Annotated in this window: 27 protein-coding genes; 25 read left to right on the top strand and 2 right to left on the bottom strand. The window is 70.7% G+C overall.

Annotated features, from left to right (window positions below; genetic code table 11):
• Positions 1-323: 323 nt before the first annotated feature.
• The 25 genes from ICW72_RS11375 (at position 324) to ICW72_RS11255 (ending at position 20,120) form a co-directional block, all read left to right on the top strand.
• The gene (locus tag ICW72_RS11375; RefSeq protein ID WP_223880543.1) at positions 324-851 is read left to right on the top strand and encodes a crossover junction endodeoxyribonuclease RuvC; all 528 of its coding nucleotides are present in this window, start codon (positions 324-326) and stop codon (positions 849-851) included.
• Positions 848-1,078, top strand: a complete 231-nt coding sequence (locus tag ICW72_RS11370; protein ID WP_191082813.1) for a hypothetical protein — start codon at positions 848-850, stop codon at positions 1,076-1,078. The genes ICW72_RS11375 and ICW72_RS11370 overlap by 4 nt, the downstream gene beginning before the upstream one ends.
• A complete protein-coding gene (locus ICW72_RS11365) occupies positions 1,068-1,622 on the top strand; it encodes a DUF6456 domain-containing protein (RefSeq protein ID WP_191082812.1) in 555 nt (184 codons plus the stop codon). The genes ICW72_RS11370 and ICW72_RS11365 overlap by 11 nt, the downstream gene beginning before the upstream one ends.
• A 340-nt stretch (positions 1,623-1,962) precedes the next feature.
• Positions 1,963-3,432 carry a site-specific DNA-methyltransferase gene (locus ICW72_RS11360; protein ID WP_191082811.1) on the top strand — a complete coding sequence of 490 codons (1,470 nt, stop codon included), beginning with the start codon at positions 1,963-1,965 and terminating at the stop codon, positions 3,430-3,432.
• Positions 3,422-4,690 (top strand): site-specific DNA-methyltransferase, encoded by a 1,269-nt coding sequence (locus tag ICW72_RS11355; RefSeq protein WP_191082810.1) that lies wholly within the window; start codon positions 3,422-3,424, stop codon positions 4,688-4,690. Before ICW72_RS11360 ends, ICW72_RS11355 begins: the two co-directional genes overlap by 11 nt.
• A gap of 97 nt (positions 4,691-4,787) precedes the next feature.
• Complete coding sequence (locus ICW72_RS11350) at positions 4,788-5,024, top strand: hypothetical protein (RefSeq protein WP_191082809.1); 237 nt, start codon at positions 4,788-4,790, stop codon at positions 5,022-5,024.
• A gap of 95 nt (positions 5,025-5,119) precedes the next feature.
• The gene (locus ICW72_RS11345; protein WP_223880542.1) at positions 5,120-5,929 is read left to right on the top strand and encodes a DUF3489 domain-containing protein; all 810 of its coding nucleotides are present in this window, start codon (positions 5,120-5,122) and stop codon (positions 5,927-5,929) included.
• Between the two features lie 146 nt (positions 5,930-6,075).
• A complete protein-coding gene (locus ICW72_RS11340) occupies positions 6,076-6,276 on the top strand; it encodes a hypothetical protein (protein WP_184487116.1) in 201 nt (66 codons plus the stop codon).
• Complete coding sequence (locus tag ICW72_RS11335; protein ID WP_191082808.1) at positions 6,276-6,557, top strand: hypothetical protein; 282 nt, start codon at positions 6,276-6,278, stop codon at positions 6,555-6,557. The genes ICW72_RS11340 and ICW72_RS11335 overlap by 1 nt, the downstream gene beginning before the upstream one ends.
• Before the next feature lie 78 nt (positions 6,558-6,635).
• Positions 6,636-7,151, top strand: coding sequence for a MerR family transcriptional regulator (locus ICW72_RS11330; RefSeq protein WP_191082807.1), 516 nt, complete (start codon positions 6,636-6,638; stop codon positions 7,149-7,151).
• 25 nt (positions 7,152-7,176) lie between these two features.
• A complete protein-coding gene (locus tag ICW72_RS11325; RefSeq protein WP_191082806.1) occupies positions 7,177-9,090 on the top strand; it encodes a phage terminase large subunit family protein in 1,914 nt (637 codons plus the stop codon).
• 11 nt (positions 9,091-9,101) lie between these two features.
• Entirely contained in the window at positions 9,102-9,338 is a 237-nt protein-coding gene (locus ICW72_RS11320; RefSeq protein ID WP_191082805.1) for a phage head-tail joining protein, read from the top strand.
• Positions 9,338-10,840 carry a phage portal protein gene (locus ICW72_RS11315; RefSeq protein ID WP_191082804.1) on the top strand — a complete coding sequence of 501 codons (1,503 nt, stop codon included), beginning with the start codon at positions 9,338-9,340 and terminating at the stop codon, positions 10,838-10,840. Before ICW72_RS11320 ends, ICW72_RS11315 begins: the two co-directional genes overlap by 1 nt.
• Positions 10,837-12,318, top strand: a complete 1,482-nt coding sequence (locus ICW72_RS11310; RefSeq protein WP_191082803.1) for a hypothetical protein — start codon at positions 10,837-10,839, stop codon at positions 12,316-12,318. The genes ICW72_RS11315 and ICW72_RS11310 overlap by 4 nt, the downstream gene beginning before the upstream one ends.
• 129 nt (positions 12,319-12,447) lie before the next feature.
• Positions 12,448-14,436, top strand: a complete 1,989-nt coding sequence (locus ICW72_RS11305; protein WP_223881022.1) for a prohead protease/major capsid protein fusion protein — start codon at positions 12,448-12,450, stop codon at positions 14,434-14,436.
• Between the two features lie 83 nt (positions 14,437-14,519).
• Positions 14,520-14,867, top strand: coding sequence for a DUF2190 family protein (locus ICW72_RS11300; RefSeq protein WP_191082801.1), 348 nt, complete (start codon positions 14,520-14,522; stop codon positions 14,865-14,867).
• The gene (locus ICW72_RS11295) at positions 14,864-15,520 is read left to right on the top strand and encodes a structural protein (RefSeq protein ID WP_191082800.1); all 657 of its coding nucleotides are present in this window, start codon (positions 14,864-14,866) and stop codon (positions 15,518-15,520) included. The genes ICW72_RS11300 and ICW72_RS11295 overlap by 4 nt, the downstream gene beginning before the upstream one ends.
• Positions 15,517-15,795 carry a hypothetical protein gene (locus ICW72_RS11290; RefSeq protein WP_191082799.1) on the top strand — a complete coding sequence of 93 codons (279 nt, stop codon included), beginning with the start codon at positions 15,517-15,519 and terminating at the stop codon, positions 15,793-15,795. The genes ICW72_RS11295 and ICW72_RS11290 overlap by 4 nt, the downstream gene beginning before the upstream one ends.
• Positions 15,792-16,100 carry a head-tail joining protein gene (locus ICW72_RS11285; RefSeq protein ID WP_191082798.1) on the top strand — a complete coding sequence of 103 codons (309 nt, stop codon included), beginning with the start codon at positions 15,792-15,794 and terminating at the stop codon, positions 16,098-16,100. The genes ICW72_RS11290 and ICW72_RS11285 overlap by 4 nt, the downstream gene beginning before the upstream one ends.
• Positions 16,101-16,103: 3 nt before the next feature.
• On the top strand, positions 16,104-16,826 hold the full coding sequence (locus ICW72_RS11280; protein WP_191082797.1) for a DUF6441 family protein: 723 nt from the start codon (positions 16,104-16,106) through the stop codon (positions 16,824-16,826).
• Positions 16,823-17,251 (top strand): hypothetical protein, encoded by a 429-nt coding sequence (locus ICW72_RS11275; protein WP_191082796.1) that lies wholly within the window; start codon positions 16,823-16,825, stop codon positions 17,249-17,251. The genes ICW72_RS11280 and ICW72_RS11275 overlap by 4 nt, the downstream gene beginning before the upstream one ends.
• 13 nt (positions 17,252-17,264) lie before the next feature.
• Entirely contained in the window at positions 17,265-18,221 is a 957-nt protein-coding gene (locus tag ICW72_RS11270; protein WP_191082795.1) for a phage tail tube protein, read from the top strand.
• A gap of 61 nt (positions 18,222-18,282) precedes the next feature.
• Positions 18,283-19,251 carry an arsenic resistance protein gene (locus ICW72_RS11265; RefSeq protein WP_191082794.1) on the top strand — a complete coding sequence of 323 codons (969 nt, stop codon included), beginning with the start codon at positions 18,283-18,285 and terminating at the stop codon, positions 19,249-19,251.
• A gap of 141 nt (positions 19,252-19,392) precedes the next feature.
• The gene (locus ICW72_RS11260; RefSeq protein WP_191082793.1) at positions 19,393-19,770 is read left to right on the top strand and encodes a hypothetical protein; all 378 of its coding nucleotides are present in this window, start codon (positions 19,393-19,395) and stop codon (positions 19,768-19,770) included.
• Positions 19,771-19,934: 164 nt separating this feature from the next.
• A complete protein-coding gene (locus tag ICW72_RS11255; protein ID WP_191082792.1) occupies positions 19,935-20,120 on the top strand; it encodes a hypothetical protein in 186 nt (61 codons plus the stop codon).
• Here the strand turns inward: ICW72_RS11255 and ICW72_RS11250 are convergent.
• Together ICW72_RS11250 and ICW72_RS11245 are read right to left on the bottom strand one after the other, a co-directional pair.
• A complete protein-coding gene (locus ICW72_RS11250) occupies positions 20,101-20,367 on the bottom strand; it encodes a BrnA antitoxin family protein (protein ID WP_191082791.1) in 267 nt (88 codons plus the stop codon). The two genes, ICW72_RS11255 and ICW72_RS11250, sit on opposite strands and share 20 nt — an antisense overlap.
• Positions 20,321-20,599 (bottom strand): BrnT family toxin, encoded by a 279-nt coding sequence (locus tag ICW72_RS11245; protein WP_191082790.1) that lies wholly within the window; start codon positions 20,597-20,599, stop codon positions 20,321-20,323. The genes ICW72_RS11250 and ICW72_RS11245 overlap by 47 nt, the downstream gene beginning before the upstream one ends.
• Between the last annotated feature and the right edge of the window lie 27 nt (positions 20,600-20,626).

Genomic DNA, 20,626 nt, shown 5'->3' with positions numbered 1-20,626 from the left:
AACCTAGATGCGGAAGGTCTGGGTCGGGCCGGACATACATTCTCCTTATAGGTTTAGGGGATGTCGGCCCAGGTTGGGACGTTGGGACACGCCCGCGTAACACGTTGATTTCGCGTGAAAGTACTTCCTGCCAGGTCGGCGCAGGTTGGACCCGGTTGGGTCCTGGGTTGGGGCGGCACCGGCCGCCAGCGATCGGACCGCCGGATACAGGCCCACCCGAAATGCCGGGCAGCGACGGCGAGCTCCGCCAAGAACCGTGCCGTCGCCGCCCTCACCAGGACGATCCCCTTTCGGAGACCACCATGGCACCCGCGACTCTCACCATGCCCGCCGTGCACGCAAGCCGCCCGCCCATCGCCCTCCCGCCTGCGACCAGCCTGGCGCACCACGCCGTGCTCGCCCTCGATCTCGGCACCACCACCGGCTGGGCACTGCGGTCGCGTGATGGCGGTATCACCTCCGGCATCATGACCTTCAAGCCGACCAGGTTCGAGGGCGGCGGGATGCGCTTCCTGCGCTTCCGCAGATGGCTGGCCGAGGTCGCCGCACTGTCCGGCGGTGTGGCGCGGATCGTGTTCGAGGAAGTCCGGGCGCATGCCGGCACCGACGCGGCACACGTCTACGGCGGCTTCCTTGGCATGCTGAGCGCCTGGTGCGAGGAGCACGACGTCCCCTACGAGGGCGTCCCGGTCGGCACGATCAAGCGCTACGCCACCGGCAAGGGCAACGCCGACAAGGCGAAGATGGTCGCCGCCATCCAGGCCCGCGGCTTCGCGCCGGCCGACGACAACGAGGCGGATGCCATCGCCCTTCTGCTCTGGGCCACCGACCCCACGGGAGGCCGCGCATGAGCATGCACGGCGCACCACTGCCGCCCCGCTCCTGCCTCGACCGGGGCACGCGCAGCCCGACGAACGACACCGAGGTCAACGCCATGCGGGCTGCCGCCTGGCATCGGCATGGCGTCGTCGCCCTGCCTGTCGCCGACATCACCGACGACTGGCTGCGCCAGGCCATCACCAACGAAGCCAACCGGCGCTGGGGGCGTCGCAACGGGGAGAACCGCCATGGCCGGTAAGCGCAAGACCAAGGTGCCGAAGCCGAAGCACGACGATCTGGCGAAGCCGTCGAAGTGGCGGCTGCAGCATGGTGGCTTCTCCGAGCCGATCCGCGAGGCGGATCCCGAGACCGGCAGCCCGATCCAGCATCGCCGCGCCGTGGACACGCTCGGGCTGATGCTGGCGCATGGCAGCATCACGCCGCAGATGCACGAAGCGGGTGAGATCTTCCGCGGGCTGTTCCGCGCCGCCTGCTTCGACAGCATGTCGACGTCACAGATCATGCGCATCCCAGGCACGCGCGTCGACACGCTCTCGACGATGCAGGTCGAGGCACGGCGCCGCGTCGCTGCGGCGCTCGATGCGTTGGGGGGGCAGGACAGCCCCTGCGGCTCCTGCGCGTGGTTTGTCATCGGCCTGGAGTTCTCGGTCCGCGAGTGGTCGATGCGGCAGGGCTGGGCCGGACGGACGGTGCACGGCCCAGTGGGACAGGGCATCCTGGTCGGGTCCCTCGGCATTCTTGCCGTGCACTTCGGGCTGATGCCACGAGCGAGGGCGGCGTGACGCGGGATGATCGGGGCGGTCACCATCGCCCCGATCACGCTGTTACAATTCACCCCGTAGCGGCTCCGAAATCGATAAGGCTAGAAGCAAGACACGTAGAGAAGGTGCGAGAGCGCCGCGGCTGAACAGCCACGCTGCGGCTCGATCGAGACAGTGGCTCTCGAGCCGCAGGGTCCTTCCTGGCCCCGCTGTATGCGGGGGGCGGAAGCGCGCAACATCGCTAGCGCCAGGCCGAAAATATGGGTTGCGGTTTGCAGCCTTCGCCCGCGGCTTCAAATCGATAGCTGCAAACCGACGCCGGGCCGCCGCCCTGCAAACCACCTGCAAACCGGATGGCACCATGACGCTCCCCTGGATGGCGGCGAAGATTGTGCTGCGTCCGGTGGCGGAGCTGCGCCCGCATGCGGGCAATGCCCGCGTCCACAGCGCCGAGCAGCTGGAGCAGATCAAGGCCAGCATGCTGGCGTTCGGCTTCACCAATCCGCTGCTGGTGGACGAGGACGGCGTGCTGATCGCCGGCCACGGCCGGCTCGAGGCCGCGACGGCGATCGGCATGGCCAAGGTGCCGGTGATCGTGCTGCGGCATCTGTCCGCGGCGCAGAAGGAGGCGCTGCGGCTCGCGGATAATCGCATCGCGGAGAACGCGACCTGGGACCAGGCGCTGCTGCGTGATGCGCTCGCCGCCGTGCAGGCGGCGCAGGACATCGACCTCGCGGCACTCGGCTTCTCAGCGGATGAGCTCGCGGACATCCTCGAGGCGGCTGGAAATGCTGTGTCCAACGGCGACGCGCCCGAGGCTCTGTCCGCGGATCCCGCCGAGGAGGGCGGAGCGGCAGGCGCGGCGGCGACGAATGATGCGCCGGCGGAAGACCCCGCCGATGCCGAGCCAGAACCGCCGCGCCAAGCCGTCACCCGCCCCGGCGATCTGTGGTTGCTCGGTGAACATCGGCTGCTATGCGGCGACAGTACCGACGCCGCCAGCGTGGCGCGCGTGATGGGCGAGGACCGCGCGGCGCTGCTCTTCACGTCGCCGCCTTATGGAAACCAGCGCGACTACACCACCGGCGGTGTCACGGACTGGGATGCCCTGATGCAGGGCGTATTCCAGCACCTCGACGCGGGCATGCGGACCGATGGCCAGGTGCTGGTGAACCTCGGGCTGATCCATCGCGACAATGAATGGCAGCCCTATTGGGCCGCCTGGCTCCACTGGATGCGCGCCCGCGGCTGGCGCCGGTTCGGGCTTTATGCCTGGGATCAGGGGCCCGGCCTGCCGGGGGACTGGAACGGGAGGCTCGCGCCGGCTTTCGAGCTGGTCTTCCACTTCAACCGCCAGGCGCGCCAGGCGAACAAGATCGTGCCCTGCAAATGGGCTGGCACGCCAAACAAGGGCAGCGGGCTGCGCGCCGCCGATGGCACGATCTCCGAGTACCAGCACGCCGGCCTACCGGTGCAGGACTTCCGCATCCCCGACAACGTGCTGCGTCTGACCCGCCACAAGGGCCGTGGCATCGAGACCGAGCATCCCGCGGTGTTCCCGGTGGTGCTGCCGGAATTTCTGATGCGGGCCTACACGGACGAGGGCGACCTCGTATTCGAGCCCTTCGGCGGCTCGGGCACCACCATCCTCGCCGGCCAGCGCACCGGCCGCCGCGTGCGGGCGATCGAGCTGGCGCCCGCTTATGTCGACCTGGCCGTGGCGCGCTGGCGGATGCTGCATCCCAACCTGCCGGTCGTGCTCGCCGATGACGGGCGCGATTACGACGCGGTCGCTGCGGCGCGACAGGAGGTCACCGCGGATGCAGCCTGACCTCATCGTCTCCGCCCTGCCGGTCACATCCCTCGTGCCCTACGCCGAGAACGCGCGCACGCATTCGCTGTCGCAGGTGGCGCAGATCGCCGCCTCCATCGCCGAGTTCGGCTTCGTGAACCCGGTGCTGGTCGATGCCGAGGGCGTGCTCATCGCCGGCCACGGCCGCGTCATGGCGGCGAAGCAGCTCGGGCTGGCCTCCGTGCCGGTGCTGCGGCTTGGCCATCTCTCCCCGGCGCAGGCACGTGCCCTGCGGCTGGCCGACAACCAGATCGCGCTGAACTCCGGCTGGGACGAGGCGCTGCTCGCCGCCGAGATTGCCCGCATTCGCGACGAGGCGGTGGTCGACCTGGACGTGCTCGGCTTCTCCGGGATGGAGCTGGACCGGCTGCTGGCGGCAGCGGACGCGGGGCTTTGCGACGATCCGGATGACGCCCCGCCTCCGCCCGTGGTGCCCGTCACGCGCACGGGCGACCTATGGCGCTGTGGCGAGCATCGCCTGCTGTGCGGCGATGCCACCAAGATTGAGGATGTACAGCGCGCACTCGGCGTCGGCCACTTGGCCGACATGGGCTTTGTCGATCCGCCATATAATGTCGCCTACGAGGGTGGCACGGCGGCGAAGATGACGATCGCCAATGATGCGCTCGGCGGTGGCTTTACAGCGTTTCTGCGGCCTGCGCTGGCCAATCTGCTCTCGGTCACCAAGGGCGCCTGCTACGTCTGCATGTCCTCGTCCGAATGGCCGACGCTGCATCGCGTCTGGCAGGAGGCGGGCGGGAAGTGGTCGAGCACGATCATCTGGGCGAAGAACACCTTCGCGCTCGGCCGTGCCGACTACCACCAGCAGTTCGAGGCGATGCTCTACGGCTGGAAGGCCGGCGCCCAGCACTACTGGTGCGGCGCGCGCGACCAGGGGAACGTCTGGCACTTCGACAAGCCGGCGCGCAACGATCTGCACCCGACCATGAAGCCGGTGGCGCTGGTCGAGCGTGCCATCCGCAACAGCAGCAAGCCGCGCGATACGGTGCTGGACTGCTTCGGTGGCTCGGGTACGACCATGATCGCGGCGGAGCGCACGGGGCGGCGCGCTGTGCTGCTGGAGATCGATCCCGCCTATGCCGACGTCATCGTGCGGCGCTGGCAGGAGACGACGGGCGAAGCAGCCGTGCTGGAGGGCGATGATCGCATCTTCGCCGATGTCGCCGCGGCGCGTGGCGTCGTCGATCATGATGTGATCCAGACCGCCGAAACATAGCAATTCCGCGCTGCTCCATCTTGCTTGGCTCGCGCGCGGCACAGCGCGAATGGTCCGTCACACGCAGGGGAGGCCCTGCACCACGACGGAGACCAAAATGACCGACCGCGAAGCCCGCGCCGCCCGCAACCAGGAAAACAGCCTGGCCGCCTTCCTGGCGAAGAAGGCCGAATTCGACGCCCTCCTCGCGGAACTCACCCAGGCCAGCGACGACCATTTCGGCGCGGATCCCGAGACGGTGCTCTGGGGCGAAGCGGCCTGGCTTTCGGATGCGACGGCGAAGCTGAAGGACATCGCGGACCAGCATTTCCGCCGCGGCGAATACGAAACCTGACGCGGGCCCCTCCCGCACCGCCCCGACCGGCAGCGCCGGCGGGGCTCCCGGCAGTAGGGGCCGATGACCGGCACCCGGAACCGGAGACCACCACGATGACCAAGCTTTCCGACAGCCAGCGCGTGATCCTCAGCGCCGCCGCGCAGCACGAGATGGGCCTCGCCCGCGCGCCGAAGACCCTGCCGGCCGCCGCGCGCAGCGCGGTGTTCCGCAGCCTGATCAAGAACAACCTGCTCACCGAGATCAACGCCCCGCTGGAGTTCGTCGGGTTGGGCTGGCGCCAGGACGATGACGGCACCTGGATCGTGGCGCGCATCACCGACGAAGGGCTGCGCGCCATCGGCATCGACCCGAATGAGGGCGACGAGGTGGCCGGCGAGCCCGACTGCTCGGGCATCGAGGGTGGCGTGCCCGACACGGCGCCCACGGGCGCGGAGGACGCAGCCGAGGGGGATGCCCCCGCGGAGGAGGCCGAACCCGCCCAGGCCGCGCCCACACCCGCCCCGCGCGCCAGCCTGCGCGACGCCGCCGCGGCGGTGCTGACCGCCTGGGACGCGAGCCCGGCGCAGGACGCGACCGACAACCCGATCAGCCGCGCCATCGAGGCCCTGCGCGCCGCCATCGCCGGCAAGCCCGCCCGCGCCCCGCGGGACGCCAACGCGCCGCGCAAGCCGCGCGAGGGGACGAAGCAGGAGCAGGTGCTGGCCATGCTGCGCCGCCCCGAGGGCGCCACGGTCGCGCAGATCGCCGAGGCGACGGGCTGGGCGCAGCACACGGTCCGCGGCTTCTTCGCCGGGCTGAAGAAGAAGGGTCACAGCATCGAAGTGCGCGAGCGTATCCGCCAGGTCGGCCCGAACAAGACCGGCGCGAAGGGCTCCTTCACCATCTACGCCCTGGCGGAGTGAAGCATCTCAGCCACGCCACTGAACATGATCGGGAGCGCCGGGGATCAATCAAATTCCCGGCGCTTTATCGAGTTGGCTGCGCTCCGACACAGCGCGAATCGTCCGTCACGCGCAGGGGCATCCCGCCCCGCCAGACGGAGACGACGATGAGCACCACCATCCTCCCGCACGAAACGGCCGAAGGCCCGCAGGATCGCGCCGCCTGGCAGCAGCTTCTCGCCACCGCGCCGCGCGGCACCGACAGCGTGGGACGCGCCACCATTCAGGTCTGCACCGCCAGCGACGGGCGCGGGATCTTTGCCACGGTGGACTACGCCACCTGGCAGACCGAGAAGGAGGAGGGCTGATGCCCTCCGAGCGCCGCTGGATCATCCTGGCGCAGGACGGCCGGCACGTGACGATGGGCCGCGCCGCGCCGCCTAGCGAAGCCGAGGTCAAGGCCGCCGCCGCGGCGCTTGCCGCACAGGGGCTGGCAGGCTGGCTCGCCACACTCGACGGGAACTACTGGTCGCGCCGCCGCGTGGCCCTCGCGCCGGTGCAGATGCTCGGCGACGGCGCCACGCTGGACTGGTCCGCCGCCATCACCGCCTTTGAAGCCGCTCGCCAGCGCGCCCTTCGTCCCCTCTGAGAAGGCCGGCATCGCCATCACGCGCGGCGGCTTGCGGGCCCCCATCGCGGCTCCGCGATGGGAGGCAGAGTCGCCGCCATGCCGGAAATGACCGCCTCCACGCGCGAGGCCGCCCGTCGCCTCGGCGTCAGCGACACCGCCATCCACAAGGCCGAGCGGGCGGGCCGCATCGCCCGCGAGCCGGATGGCCAGTGGGACATCGACAAGACCCGACGTCGCCTGGTGGAGACCGCTGATCCCGCCCGCTCGCCCCTGGCCAGTGGCGCGGGCGCGGACGGCACGCCCTTCGCCCGGCTGAAGGTCGCGCAGCTCGCACTGAAGGTGGAGGCGCAGCGCCTTTCGCTGGATGAGACCAAGCGCCGCCTGGTCGATGTCACTGAGGCCAACGCCGCGCTCGACGAGATCGGCAGCACCATGCGGGATGCGCTGCTGAACTGGCCGGCCCGCGTCTCTGGCCTGATCGCCGCCGAGATCAGCGTCGATCCGCATCTGCTGCAGACCATCCTGCAGAGCCACATCAACGACCTGCTGACGGAGGCGGCCGATCGCTTCGATCCAGCAGGCCTCGGAGGGGACCGGGCTCCGCAGCCGTGAGCATGTGCGCCGCCGCGTCGGTGCCATGCTCCGCCCGCCGCCGCAGCTCACCGTCTCGGAATGGGCCGAGCGCCATCGCATGCTCGGCAGCCGCGCCTCGGCCGAGCCCGGGCCATGGAGGACAAGCCGGACCCCGTACCTGCGCGACGTGATGGACGCGCTGTCGGCGGTGCATCCCGCCCGGCGCGTCGTCTTCATGAAGGGCGCGCAGGTCGGGGCCACGGAGAGCGGAAACAACTGGCTTGGCTACATCATGCACCACGTGCCGGCGCCGGCCCTGGCGGTGCAGCCCACCGTGGAACTGGCCAAGCGCTTCTCGCGCCAGCGCATCGACCCGCTGCTGGAGGAAACGCCGGCGCTGCGGGAGCGGGTGGCGCCGGCCCGCGCGCGCGACAGCGGCAACACCATGCTGTCGAAGGAATTCCCCGGCGGCATCCTGGTGCTGACCGGGGCCAACAGCGCGGTCGGGCTGCGCTCGATGACGGCGCGGTTCCTGTTCCTGGATGAGGTCGACGCCTATCCCGGTGACGTCGCTGGTGAGGGTGATCCGATCGCCCTGGCCGAGGCGCGGGCCCGCACCTTCGGCTGGCGGCGCAAGGCCTTCCTGGTCAGCACGCCCACCATCGCCGGTCGCAGCCGCATCGAGCGCGAGTATCTGGCCTCCGACCAGCGACGGTTCTTCGTGCCGTGCCCGGAATGCGGCGAGATGCAGTGGCTGCGGTTCGAGCGGCTGCTTTGGGAGAAGGGTGCGCCGGAGACGGCGCGGTATCACTGCAGCGCCTGCGACCATCCGCTGCAGGAGCACGACAAGACCGCCATGCTCGGCGGCGGCGAATGGCGCGCGACGGCCGAGGGCCAGGATCCGCACACGATCGGCTTTCACATCTCGGCGCTCTACTCGCCGGTCGGCTGGCTGTCCTGGGAACAGATCGCGCGGGATTGGGAGGCGGCCCAGGGCAAGCCGGAGGACATCAAGACCTTCAAGAACACGGTCCTGGGCGAGACCTGGCAGGAGCAGGGCGAGGCCCCGGATTGGGAGCGCCTTGTTGAGCGCCGCGAAGATTTCGCCATGGGGGTGGTGCCCACCGGCGCACTGGTGCTGACGGCCGGCGTCGACGTGCAGGACGATCGCCTGGAATGCGACGTGTGGGGCTGGGCCGAGGGGTTCTCGTCGTGGCTGGTCGACCACGTCGTGATCCCCGGCAGCCCGCGGGACCGCGAGCCCTGGGATGAGTTGGCTCGGGTGCTGGCGCGCGACTGGCCACGCCATGGCGGGGGTGCGATGCGCATCGCCCGACTCTGCGTCGACACCGGCGGCCGCGACACGGCCGCCGTCTATGGGCACCTGCGGCGGCTGCGGGATCCCCGCATCGCGCCCACCAAGGGCATCGACGGCTGGAACCGGGCGCAACCGGTCCAGGGCCCGACGCCGGTGGATGCACTCGTGAACGGCCAGAAGCTCCGGCGTGGCCTGAAACTCTGGACCGTGTCGGTCTCGACCTGGAAGGCCGATCTTTATCGCCGGCTCTGGCTAGGCCGTGGCGACGCGGAGGAGCTGCCGCCCGGCTGGGTGCATCTGCCGCGCGCGATCGACGTCGAATGGGTCAAGCAACTGGTCGCTGAGCAGCTGCGCACCACCAAGGATCGCCGCGGCTTTGCGCGGCAGGAATGGGCCAAGCTGCGCGAGCGGAACGAGGCGCTGGACTGCGCCGTGCTGTCGCGCGCGGCGCTCTGGCTGCTCGGCGCCGACCGCTACGGCGAGCAATTCTGGGCGCGGCTGCGGGATGAGGCGGCGGATGCGCCGCTGCGGCCAAGCGAGGTTCCCGCCGCTGGGAATGTCGCTCCTCCATCGCCGGCGTCGGAGGCTGCGGCGGTGCCGCCATCCGACAGCCAGCGCCCGCGAGGCTGGCTCGCGCCGCGCAGCGGCTGGCTTCGCTAAGGAGGACGATCATGGATCCGACCGTCCTCGCCTGGGCGCTGGCGCAGCCTGCCGGCACCCGCGCTGCGGTGCTGGCCAATGCCTATACCGGCGGCACCACCCGCGTGACCTTCGATGGCCGCACCGTGGAATATCGCTCGCTGGATGAGCTCGGCCGCGCTCTGTCGGTGCTCCATGGCGCCGAGAACACCGCCGCGCGCCGCCCCAGCGTCACCTTCGCCAGCTTCTCCCGCGAGGGAATCAGGTGATGGGGCGCATCCGCGATGCCTGGCACGCTCTCCGTGGCTATGCCGCCGCGCAGGACAGCCGCGTCTCCTCCTGGGCGGCTTCCGGCAGCAGCGCCACGGCCGAGGTCGGCGCGGCTGCGCCCACCGTCGCTCGCCGCGCCCGTGATGCCGTGCGCAACGACCCCTACGCAGCGCGCATCGTCGACCTCTGGACGGGCAATGCCGTCGGCGCCGGCATCACCACCCGCTGGCCGGACAAGCCCCATGCCGAGGCCTGGCGCCGCTGGTCCGACAGCACCGCCTGCGACGCCGAGGGCCGGCTCGATCTCTATGGCCTGCAGGCGCTGGTCATGCGCGCCGTGGTCGAGAGCGGCGAATGCTTCGTCCGCCTGCTGCCGGCCGAGATCACGCCGGCCAATCCGATCGGGCTGCGGCTGCAGGTGCTGGAGAGCGACCACCTCGACACGGCGCGGCAGGGCGTCATCGAAGGCATCCCCACCCTCCAGGGGATCGGCCTCGGTGAGGCCGGTGAGCCGGTCGGCTATTGGCTGCATCGCGTGCATCCCGGTGCCTCCTGGGTTCTGCCGGGCGGCGCCACCTGGTTGAGCAGCCAGCGCGTTCCCGCCCGCGACGTGCTGCACATCTATCGCAAGCGGCGCCCCGGCCAGTTGCGCGACGTGTCGTGGCTGGCGCCGGTGCTGACACGCCTGCGCGACCTCGGCGACTACGAGGCCGCCCTCCTGATGAAGGCCAAGATCGAGGCCTGCCTCGCCGCCGTGGTCTCGGAGGATGGCGACGACGCCATGACCGGGCCCGCCTCCGGGCTGCTGCGCGACGCCCAGGGCCGGACGGTGGAAAGCTTCGAGCCGGGGATGATCCTCTATCGCCGCGGCATGGGCAGCGTGGAGGTGGTGAATCCCTCCGGTGGTGGATCGCACGCGGCCTTCGCACGGCGCGCGCTGGAAGCCTCCGCCGTCGGTGCCGGCCTGACCTATGACCAGGTGGCCGGCGATCTGAGTCAGGCGAACTACTCCAGCCTGCGCGCCGGCAAGATCGAGTTCCGGCGTCTCTGCGAGCAGGTGCAGTACGGCATGCTCATCCCGATGCTGGTCCGGCCCATAGCGGATCGCTTCCACGCCCAGGGCGCGCTGCTCGGGTTGTGGGGCACCGTGGTGCCGGACGGCCTGTCCCACGTCCCGCCGGCGCACGAGATGATCGATCCGCTCAAGGACACCACGGCGCTCATCGCGCAGGTGCGCGCCGGCTTTGTGCCGCAGCCCGAGGCGGTCGGCGCCTTCGGCTACGACTTCCGCCAGGTGGTCGAGATGATCCGCGAGGCCAACGCCCTGCTCGACGAGGCGGGCCTCTCGCTCGACACCGATCCGCGCCGCGTCGCGAAGTCGGGTGCAGCCCAGGACGCAGCCCAACTCGCCGCCATCGAAATCGCCGCCACCGGTGCCGCATCGCCCCGGGCAGATGCGGCTGCTGATGCGCCGGCCGACGCAACAGGAGCACAGCCATGATCGCGGGCGCCTACGACTGGACCGACGACATGCTCAAGGTAAAGAGCATGCAGAAGAAGTTCCGCGACAGCTTCAGCGGGCCCGAGATCAACCCCGCACGGTGGGAGGTCGCCGCCACAGGTGGCGGCATCGCCCTCACCGTCGCCGATGGCGCCGTCACCATCTCCACCGGCACCACGCTCGACGATGAGCTGACCCTCACCAGCCGCACCAGCTTCACTATCCCGCTCCGAGTCATGGTGGCGGTGAACATGAGCCAGCGCATCGTCGGCCAGTCGGTCTGGCTCGAGCTCGTCAGCATCGATCCCACCACCGCCCAGCCCGACGGCCGCAACGCCGCCGCCTGGCGCCTGGACGGGGCCAGCGCCACGCTGGCCAATTACGAGGTGCAGAACGAGGCCGCGCCGCGCCTCGCCACCACCTCGGCCAGCACCATCCCCACCACCGCCCCCACCGGCTGGTCGGTGCTGGAGATCGAGCCCACCAATGACGAGTGCTGGTTCCACGGCCGGCTGATGGACACCACCGCGGCGCGCTCCAACTCCTATGTCCGGCACCAGCAGATTCCCGATCCCAACGCGCTGTATCGCTTTCGGGTGCGGGTGCGGAACCGCCAGTACATCAACGGCATCTCCGCCGTCGCCGACAATGGCACCGGGCTGGTCCGGGTGACCCGCACGGCGCATGGCTATGTCACCGGCGACGTGGTCACGCTGGAGAATGTGTCGGGCGTGCTGGGCGCCAACGGGACCTTCACCGCCACGGTCATCAACGCGAACAGCTTTGACCTGGTGGGGTCGAGCTTCTCGGGGGCCTACATCAACACGGGCTGGGCCTCGGTGAGCCGGGACCTGGCGCCGGCCTCCAGCAGCGACATCAAGGTGCAGTTCGTCACCATCGCCGACTATGCCGAGCTGACGACGGAAATCACGGCCGGCCGCGGCCAGTCGGTCGCCGGCCAGGGGCTGGGCGTGAATGTGCTGAACGCGATCACGCCCGTGGGTGGCCAGGCGCGCAACACCTCGGGTGCGCTGCCGGTGCTGGCGGCGACGGGCTACTCGGCCAATCCGGCCGCGGTGACCACGGCGCGCGGCGTGGACCTGCTGGCGACGCTGATTGGCGCCTTGGTCACCAAGCCCTACGCCATCCCCGAGGCAGACTGGCAGACCGCCGCCGCCGCGGGCGGGATCATCAACACCACCGACGTGGTGCTGAGGGCGGCCGCCGCGGCCGGCATCCGGAACTACGTGACCTCGATCGATGTGCGGAACGCCCACGCGACGGTCGCGACGGAGGTGGTGATCAAGGACGGCGCTACCGTGATTTGGCGGCAGCTGCTGCCGGCGGCGATGGCAGCACCGGTGGAGATCACCTTTCCCACGCCGCTGCGCGGCACCGCCGCCACGGCGATGAACGTCGCCTGCATCACCACCGGCGCGCAGGTCTACGTCAACGCGCAGGGCTTTGCCGCGCCGTAACGGCGCTGCCCAGGAGAACCCCTTATGACAGAGCCGATCGAGCCAGGCGGGGAATCGCCCGCACTGGACGGAGACGCTGCGCCCGATCGACTTCCCACCGGTGGGCAGTCAATCACCGCCTGCCGCGCCTTGGCGGCGCCCGTCACGGTCAATCGCGCGGCCCGCACCGTCGAGGTGGTGTGGTCCACCGGCGCGCGGGCCCGCAACTTCGTGCCGCCCTATGGGCCGATCCTCGAAGAGCTCGACATGCGGCCCGAGGCGGTGCGCATGGACGCGCTCCGCTCCGGTCGGGCGCCCGTGCTGGACACCCACCGCCGCGCCGGCACGCGCGACGTGCTGGGCCGGGTCACTGCGGCGCGCCTAGAGGCCGGCCGCGGCTACGCCACCCTGCAATTCAGCGGCGCCGACGACGTCGAGCCGGTCTGGCAGCGCGTCGCCGACGGCACGCTGCAGTCGGTGAGCGTCGGCTACCGCGTGCATCGCTACGACCCACGGCCCGATGCCGCCACCGGCCAGACGATCCACCGCGCCGTGGATTGGGAGCCCTACGAGATCTCGATCGTGCCCGTCCCGGTGGATGGCTTGGCCGTGATCCGTGGCGAGGAGACGCAGGGCACTCCCGCCACCGCCATCGAACCTGCCCTGACCGAGGAACACCCCATGACCGAGACGACGCCGGAGACCCCGGCTGCCCCTTCGGCGCCGCCCGCTGCGTCGCCGCCCACCATCCCGCCCCAGGAGACCACCGTGACCGCAGCCTCCCCGCCCGAGCCGACCCGTGCCGCGCCGACCGCCCCCGACCTCGAGGCCATCCGCGCCGAGGCCGAACGCGCCGCGGTCGAGCGCATCGCCGGCTATGAGCCGGTGCTGGCCGCCGCCCGCGGACTGGTGACCGCCGACATGCTCGACACGATGCGGGAGGCCGCCATCCGCGACCGCGTATCGCCCGAGGTGCTGCGCGGCCGCCTGTGGGACGCCTTCACCAGCGGCGCCGCGCGCCCGTCCCTGCCGGCGCGCCCCGACACCGGCCCGTCCAACGAGGACCCGACCCAGATCCTCGACGCCATGGCCGAGGCGCTGGCCGCCCGCACCATGCCCGGCTACCAGGCGCCGGCGACCGGCCGCCACACCGAGTTCCTGGGCTGGCGCCCCTCCGACATGATCGGCGAGCTGCTCCGTGCCCGCGGCGAGCGCAACGTGCCGCGCAACCCGACCATCCTGGCCGAGCGCGCCTTCCAAACCACCAGCGACTTCCCCGCGCTGCTCTCGGCCGCGGCCAACAAGATGCTGCTGGCGGCCTATGCCCCGGCGGCACCCACCTACCGGACGCTGTTCCTCCGCCGCGATTTTCGGGACTTCAAGCCGCACCGCCACCTCCGCGTCGGCGACTTCCCGACCCTGCTGCCGCTGTCGGAGAATGGCGAGGTTCAGGCCGGCACCATGTCCGAAAGCCAGGAGCTGGTGTTCCTGCAGACCTTCGCCCGGCGCATCCGTGTCACGCGGCAGATGCTGGTCAACGATGATCTCGGTGCCTTCACCGACTTCGCCAGCATGATCGGCCGACGGGTCGCCGATTTCGAGAACGCCACCGCCTACCAGCTGCTGAACGCGGCCAATGGCGACGGGCCCACGCTCATCACCGGTGCCGCGGCGGTGTTCGGGACGGCGGCGGCGCGGGCCAACAAGGCAGGGGCCGGCACCGCGCTCGACCTGCCGAACCTGGCGCTGGGCCGTGCCGCGGTGATGCGCCAGAAGACCCTCGACGGCCTGCCGATCGCCGTCGGCGCGCAGATGCGGCTGCTGGTCGGGCCGAACCAGGAGCTCGCGGCGCGGCAGCTCACCGTCTCCGTCCAGGCGACCCAGACCAGCAACGCCAACGTCTATGCCGGCTTCGTCCAGCCGCTGGTCGAGCCGCTGATCCCGGCGAACCGCTGGTACCTGTTCTCCGACCCGATGGCGGCGCCGGTCTACGTCTACGGCTACCTCAACGGGGCGGAGGGACCGCAGGTCACGACCGGCAACGTCCAGGGCGTGGACGGCGTCGAGGTCAGCGTGATCTTCGACTTCGGCGTGGGCGCCATCGACTGGCGCGGCGCCTGGTTCAATTCGGGCACCTGATCCCGGCTCATCCCGTTCCATCGTGAACCCATGCAGAGGGCGTCCTTCGGGACGCCTTCTGCGTTTCTGGAGCTCCCATCCCCATGCGCAACTACGTCCAGCCGGGCAACAGCCTGGCCATCGCCGTCCCCTATGCGGGCGGCATCCTCTCCGGCCAGGGCGTCCTGGTCGGGGCGCTCTTTGGCGTGGCTGCCGTCGATGGCGTGCAAAACGCCGTCATCGAATGCCAGACCAAGGGCGTGTTCGACATCACCAAGCAGCCGGCGCTGGCCATCACTGCCGGTGCGCGCCTCTTTTGGGACGACACCAACCGCCGCCTCACCACCACCGCCACCGGCAATTTCCAGGTGGGCATCGCCGCCGTGGCAGCGCTCGCCGCGGACGCCACCGTCCGCGCCGTGCTGCTCCGCGTTCCGGCGTCCGGCGCATGAACGGGGATCCCAAGGCCGCGCGGGGCTATCGCAACCGCAACCCCGGCAACATCGAGCACGTCCCGGCCAACAAATGGCTCGGCCTGGCCGATCCACCCTCGGATGGGCGCTTCTGCCGGTTCCACTCGCACCAGCACGGCATCCGCGCGCTCGCCCTGCTGCTGCAGAGCTACCAGGACCGGCACGGCCTGCGCACCGTGCGCGGCATCGTGGCGCGCTGGGCGCCCAGCGCGGAGAACAACACCCGCGCCTACCAGGACGCGGTGGCCAAGCGCCTGGCGGTGGGGCTCGATGACCCCGTCGACCTGCACGACGCCGCCACGCTGCGGGGGCTGGTCGAGGCCATCATCCGCCACGAACTGGGCGGCCAGCCCTATGCGCCGGAGGTGATCGCCGAGGGGCTGCGCCTGGCCGGGCTGGTGGAGCCCGGCATCGCCCGCACCGGCACCGTCCGTGCTGCCGCCGGTGCCGCGGCCGCGGGCCTGACCGCCGCCACCGTCCTGGAGGCGGTGGAACTCATCGCCCCGCACGCTGATCGCCTCGCCTCTGTGGCGCGTGCCCTCGGCCCCTGGGGCGTGGCGCTGGCCGTCGCGGGTGCCGCGGCCTGGGCCATCCTCCAGCGCCTGCAGCGTCAGCGGGAGATCGTGCCATGACCCACCACGACCGCGAGCTCGGCGCGATCATCGCCCGCCTCACGGAGATCGAGCGGCGGCTCGGCGAGGGCGACGCCGATATGCGCGAGCTCACGCGCACGGTGACCGAACTGGTCAAGGCCATGGCGGCGCTCACCGCCCGGCTATCGCTCTCCGCCGTCGGAGGCAGCGGTGGCATGCCCATGGCGGTGCCGGCCACCGGGGCGGCGGCGGCGGGCGGCATCATCGGTGCGGCCATGGGCGCCAAGCTGGCCTCCTGGTTCGGGCTGGGATGACCGCTTTCAATGCGGCGCTGGCCGTGCTGGCGGCGGATCCTAACCTCGGCGTCGGGGCGACCTACCGGGCCGCGGGCACCGGCGCGGGGATCCCGCTGCGAGTGCTGCGCTCCAGCCCCGACCGCGTGGCAGACGGCTTTGGCACCAGCATCCTCCAGGCCACCGACATCCTCACCGTGCCCCTGGCCGCGCTGCCTGCCATCGAGTCGGGCGACAGCTTCACCCTCGGCGCGGATCTGCTGACGGTGGACAGCGCCGAGCGCGATGCCGCGGGTGTCGCCTGGCGCGTGCTCTGCCGGCGATAGCCCATGCGTCTCACCGCCATCGTGGGCGACCTCCGCAAGGCGCTGGCCGAGGAGGTCCGCGCCGGCGAGCGCGCCGCCTCCCGCGCCGTGCGCGAGGAAACCGACGCGCTCAAGCGCGAACTGCGCCAGCAGGTCACCGGCTCCCTCGGCGGCAAGGCGCGCGGCATCGCCAATGCCTGGCGCTCGCAGGTGTTTCCCCGCAGCGGCGTCTCACTGCGCGCGGCCGGGCTGGTCTGGAGCAAGACCCCGCTGGTGATCGACGCCTTCGACCGCGGCGCGCTGATCCGCCCCAAGGGTGGCGGGAAGTTCCTGGCCATCGCGACGGGCTTTAATGCCGCCCGCGGCTGGCGCGGGCGCGGCGACAAGGGGCTGCGGGTCACCCCGGCGCAGATGGTCGCCTCCGGCCAGGCCTTCCTCCGCCCGTTCAAATCGGGCCGGGGCTTCGTGTGGTGCCTGCCGCTGCGGCAGGGACAAGGCACCGGGCGGCGGCGGCGCACGCGGCTCATGGCCGGTGGCGTGGTCGAGGTCGGCACGGCCAACCGCAAGGGGCGTGAGGCCTGGGCCCGCGGCCTGCTGGAGCAGGGGATGGTGCCGATGTTTCTTCTCCTGCCCCAGGTGCTGCTGCGCAAGCGGCTCGACGTGCGTGGTGCGTCGCTGCGCGCCCTGCGCCGCCTGCCGCGGCGCTTTGTGGCGGCCTGGGGCGCCGAGACGGGGCGTGGACAGTGAGTGTCCGCGAGTTGGCCCTGACCGCCCTGTCCGCCCGCCTGAGCGCCGCCCTGGCCCTGCGAAACCCCGCGGCCAAACTGCTCCGCAATGAGACCGCGCCGCAGCGCCTGCCGCCTGGCGGGCTGGTGGTGCTGCGCGATGGCGAGACGGTGGAGGAGACGCCGATCCTCTCCCCGCTCGCGTGGCAGATCGAACATCGCGCCGTGGTGGAGGTGGTGGCGACCAGCACGGCGGTGCTCGACGCACTGCTCGTGGAGATCGGCGCCGCCATCACCGCGGACCGCACCCTCGGCGGCGCGGTGGAATGGGCGCAGCCCGGCGCGCCTGGGTTCGATGACGTCGAGACGGAGGGCGCCGCCGCGGTGCGCGCCGCCGCCATTCCCGTGACGCTGGTCTTTACCGTCGCCGGCTCGCCGCTGGCCTGACAGGAGTTTTCCCATGCCCCGTGCCATTGGCGCCAACTCGCGCCTGCTCATGATCCCGGAGGTCACCTACGGCACCGCCCCGGGTGGGAACTGGCGCCGCGTGCCCTTCCTCTCCAGCAGCCTCGGCGCCGAGCAGCCGCTGCTGGACGCGGATGTCATCGGCCTCGGTGGCAATCGCGATCCCGCCGCGCCCTTCCTCGACACCGTCACCGTCGCCGGCGACGTCGTGGTGCCGATCGACCTGATTAACACCGGCCACTGGCTGCGCCTGCTGCTCGGCGCGCCGACCACCACCGGCACCAGCCCGAACTTCATCCACACCTTCGGCTCGGGCGCGGCGGCGCTGCCGTCCCAGGCGATCGAGACCGGCTATCCGGACGTGCCGTCCTTCGACGTCTGCACCGGCGTACGCGCTGACACGCTGGAGATCGACTTCTCGCCGACCGGGCCGGCGACGGCCACCATCAAGCTGGTGGCGCAGGGCTCGGTGCGGTCGGGCGCGACCTCGGGCGGCTCGCCCCTCACCGCCGCCTATACGGCCTTCAACAAGGCTCAAGGATCCGTCACGCGGAGCGGCGCGGCGCTGGCGCAGGTGACTGGGGCGCGGCTGGCCTACTCCAACAGCATCGAGACTGTGCGGACCATCCGCGCCGATCGCCGGATCGAGGGTGCCGATCCCGGTGTGTCGCGCGCCACGGGGCAAATCACCGCGCGCTTCGAGAACACCACGCTGCTGACGCAGGCGCAGAACGGCACGGCGGCGGAGTTCGCCTTTGCCTACACAATCGACGCGAACCGCAGCCTCACCGTCACGCTGCATGAGGTGTACCTGGCGCTGGCCAAGACGCCGATCGAAGGGCCGGCGGGGGTGGAGGCCAGCTTTGATTTCCGCGCCGCCTTCAACGCCACGGCGACGCGGATGATGACGGTGGTGCTGCGGAACCAGCAGCCAGCCAGCGATTATACGTGACGCTCCCTACCGGATTGCGCCGCGCTCGCCCGACCACCGCGCGACCGCTTATGCTATGCTCATGACCCGACAACAGCTCGAAAAGCATCAGATCTGGTTGTATCTGGCAGCCGTCCTCCTTGGCCTCGCGCTCGGCTGGACGAGGCCAGACCTGGCTGGCGCGCTGGAGGCGGTGATCTGGCCCGCCCTGGGCCTGCTGCTCTATGCCACCTTCACGCAGGTACCGCTGACCCACATCTCGGATGCCTTCAAGGATCGCCGCTTCATGGGGGCGGCGCTTGTCGGGAACTTCGTCCTCATTCCCATTGTGGTCGGGGGGCTGCTGCTCCTTCTGCCGCCCGATCCAGGCATCCGTTTGGGCGTGTTGCTGGTGCTGCTCGTGCCCTGCACGGACTGGTTCATCACGTTCACCCATCTTGGACAGGGGGACACGCCGCGGGCCATCGCTGTGACGCCCGTGATGCTGGTCCTCCAGTTCCTGCTGCTGCCGATCTACCTCTGGGTCTTCATGGGCGATGCGCTCCTTGAGATCCTGGTGGTCGAGCGGATCGCAATCGTCTTTCTCACCCTGATCGTCCTCCCGCTTGTCGCGGCCTGGCTCACGGAGCGCTGGGTGGAGCGTGCCCGCGGGCGCGAAATCCTCATTGAGCGCCTGGCCTGGCTGCCGGTCCCGCTGCTTGGCGTTGTTGTCTTCCTGATCGCAGCGTCGCAGTTGGAGGCCGTGATGAGCTCGCTCCCGATCATGGGCCAGGTGCTGGGGGTCTTCGTTGCCTTTCTGATCGTAGCCCTCCTGATCGGCCTGGCGCTTGGGCGGGTCTTCCGGCTACCGGTACCGGCGACGCGGACGCTGATCTTCAGCCTCGGCACCCGGAACTCCTTTGTCGTCCTGCCTCTGGCGCTCGCCCTGCCGCCGGTCTGGGTGGGCGTGGCCGTCGTCGTGGTCTTGCAATCGCTCATCGAATTGCTCGGGGTGCTGGTCTACCTGCGTATCGTGCCACGCATGACGGCTGCGGTTGGACTGCCGCGCTGAGCACGACGCCTTCCGCGGCGGATGCTCCCGGACTGATGCAGCCGTCGCCGCCCTGAAAGGGGCCAATCAGCACGCAGGCGGCGGTCACGAATGTTCCCGCAAGCACCCGGTCCAACTCAGCCCTTAGCAAAGGAGAATTCTGTGCTCACCCTCGACCTCCCGGCCGAGCCGTACTGGCTCGACCTGCCGCGCGGCGTCCGCGTGGAGATCCGCCCCGTGACCACCGCGGTGATGGCCGCTGCCCAGGCCGCCGCCGCGCGCCGTTTGACGGCCATCCGCATTGCTGATCCCGACCTCGACCCCGACATGGCCCGCGGCCTCTCCTTCGCCTTCCTGGTCAAGGCGCTCGGCCGGCATGCGGTGCTGGCCTGGGAGGGCGTCGGCGACGCAGCCGGCAAGCCGCTTCCCCTCTCCCCCGAGGCCGTCGAGCGCCTGATGGACATGGACGAGATCGCCGCCGCCTTCTGGGACCGAGCCACGGCCCCCGTCGCTGCCGTAGCCCTGGAGGGAAACGCCTAAGGGCCCGCGCCGCCTGGCACTTCGGCCGCGGGCCCGAATACTGCCGCGGCTGCACGGCCTTGGGGCGCGACTGCGGCGCCGAGTGCCCCTACGCGGCGCATGCGCCGACCAGCATCGAGGGCCACGCCTGCTGGTCCGCCGGCACGGCTTGTGCCGAGGCCTCGATGACCGGCCTCACCCTCGACACCGCCGGCGCACTCGCCGCGTCCCGCGAAATGGGCGCCACCGGCTGGGCCGCTGCCGAGCTGCTGCTCGCGCTGCGCATCGGCATGGCCGAGGGATACGCGGCACAGCACGAGGCTGTGCCAACAGGCAACGAGCGCTACCCAATCACGCCGAATGCTTCTTGAGCCACTCCCGCACCGCTTCGTTCAGGCGGGTTTGCCACCCAGGTCCCGTGGCCCGCAGTCGGTCCAGCAGCTCCGGATCCAGCCGGATCGTCACCTGGCGCTTGGCGTCGGGCAGCCGTGGCCGGCCGCGACGGACAAGCTTCGTACCCTCGCGAACCTCCGCCCGCGCGAAAAACTCCTCCGTCAGGGGCGGCGCATCATCAGGGTCCACCCAGGTGCTGGCGCCAGCGGGCTTCTTCGTCGGCATGAGCGTGCCTCATCGAAATGACGCGCCGGGCACTGCCCCGCGGCGTCCACACCAGGACCACCAGCCGACCTTCGAGAAAGCCGGCTGAGATAAATCGCAGCTCGCCATAGTCGCGTCGGCCATCGGGCAGCGTCGCGTGCAGCCCGGCGAACACATGCGCGGCATCGGCGAAGTCCAGCCCTCGCTCGGTCAGCGTCCTGGCGCGCTTGGCCGGGTCGAAGGTGATCCGCACCGAATTACTGTAGTGCCGCAAATGTCG

Source organism: Roseococcus microcysteis (genome assembly GCF_014764365.1).
Lineage (GTDB): Bacteria > Pseudomonadota > Alphaproteobacteria > Acetobacterales > Acetobacteraceae > Roseococcus > Roseococcus microcysteis.
The sequence above is the reverse complement of the archived record's forward strand: the minus strand, read 5'-3'. Positions and strand labels throughout refer to the sequence as shown.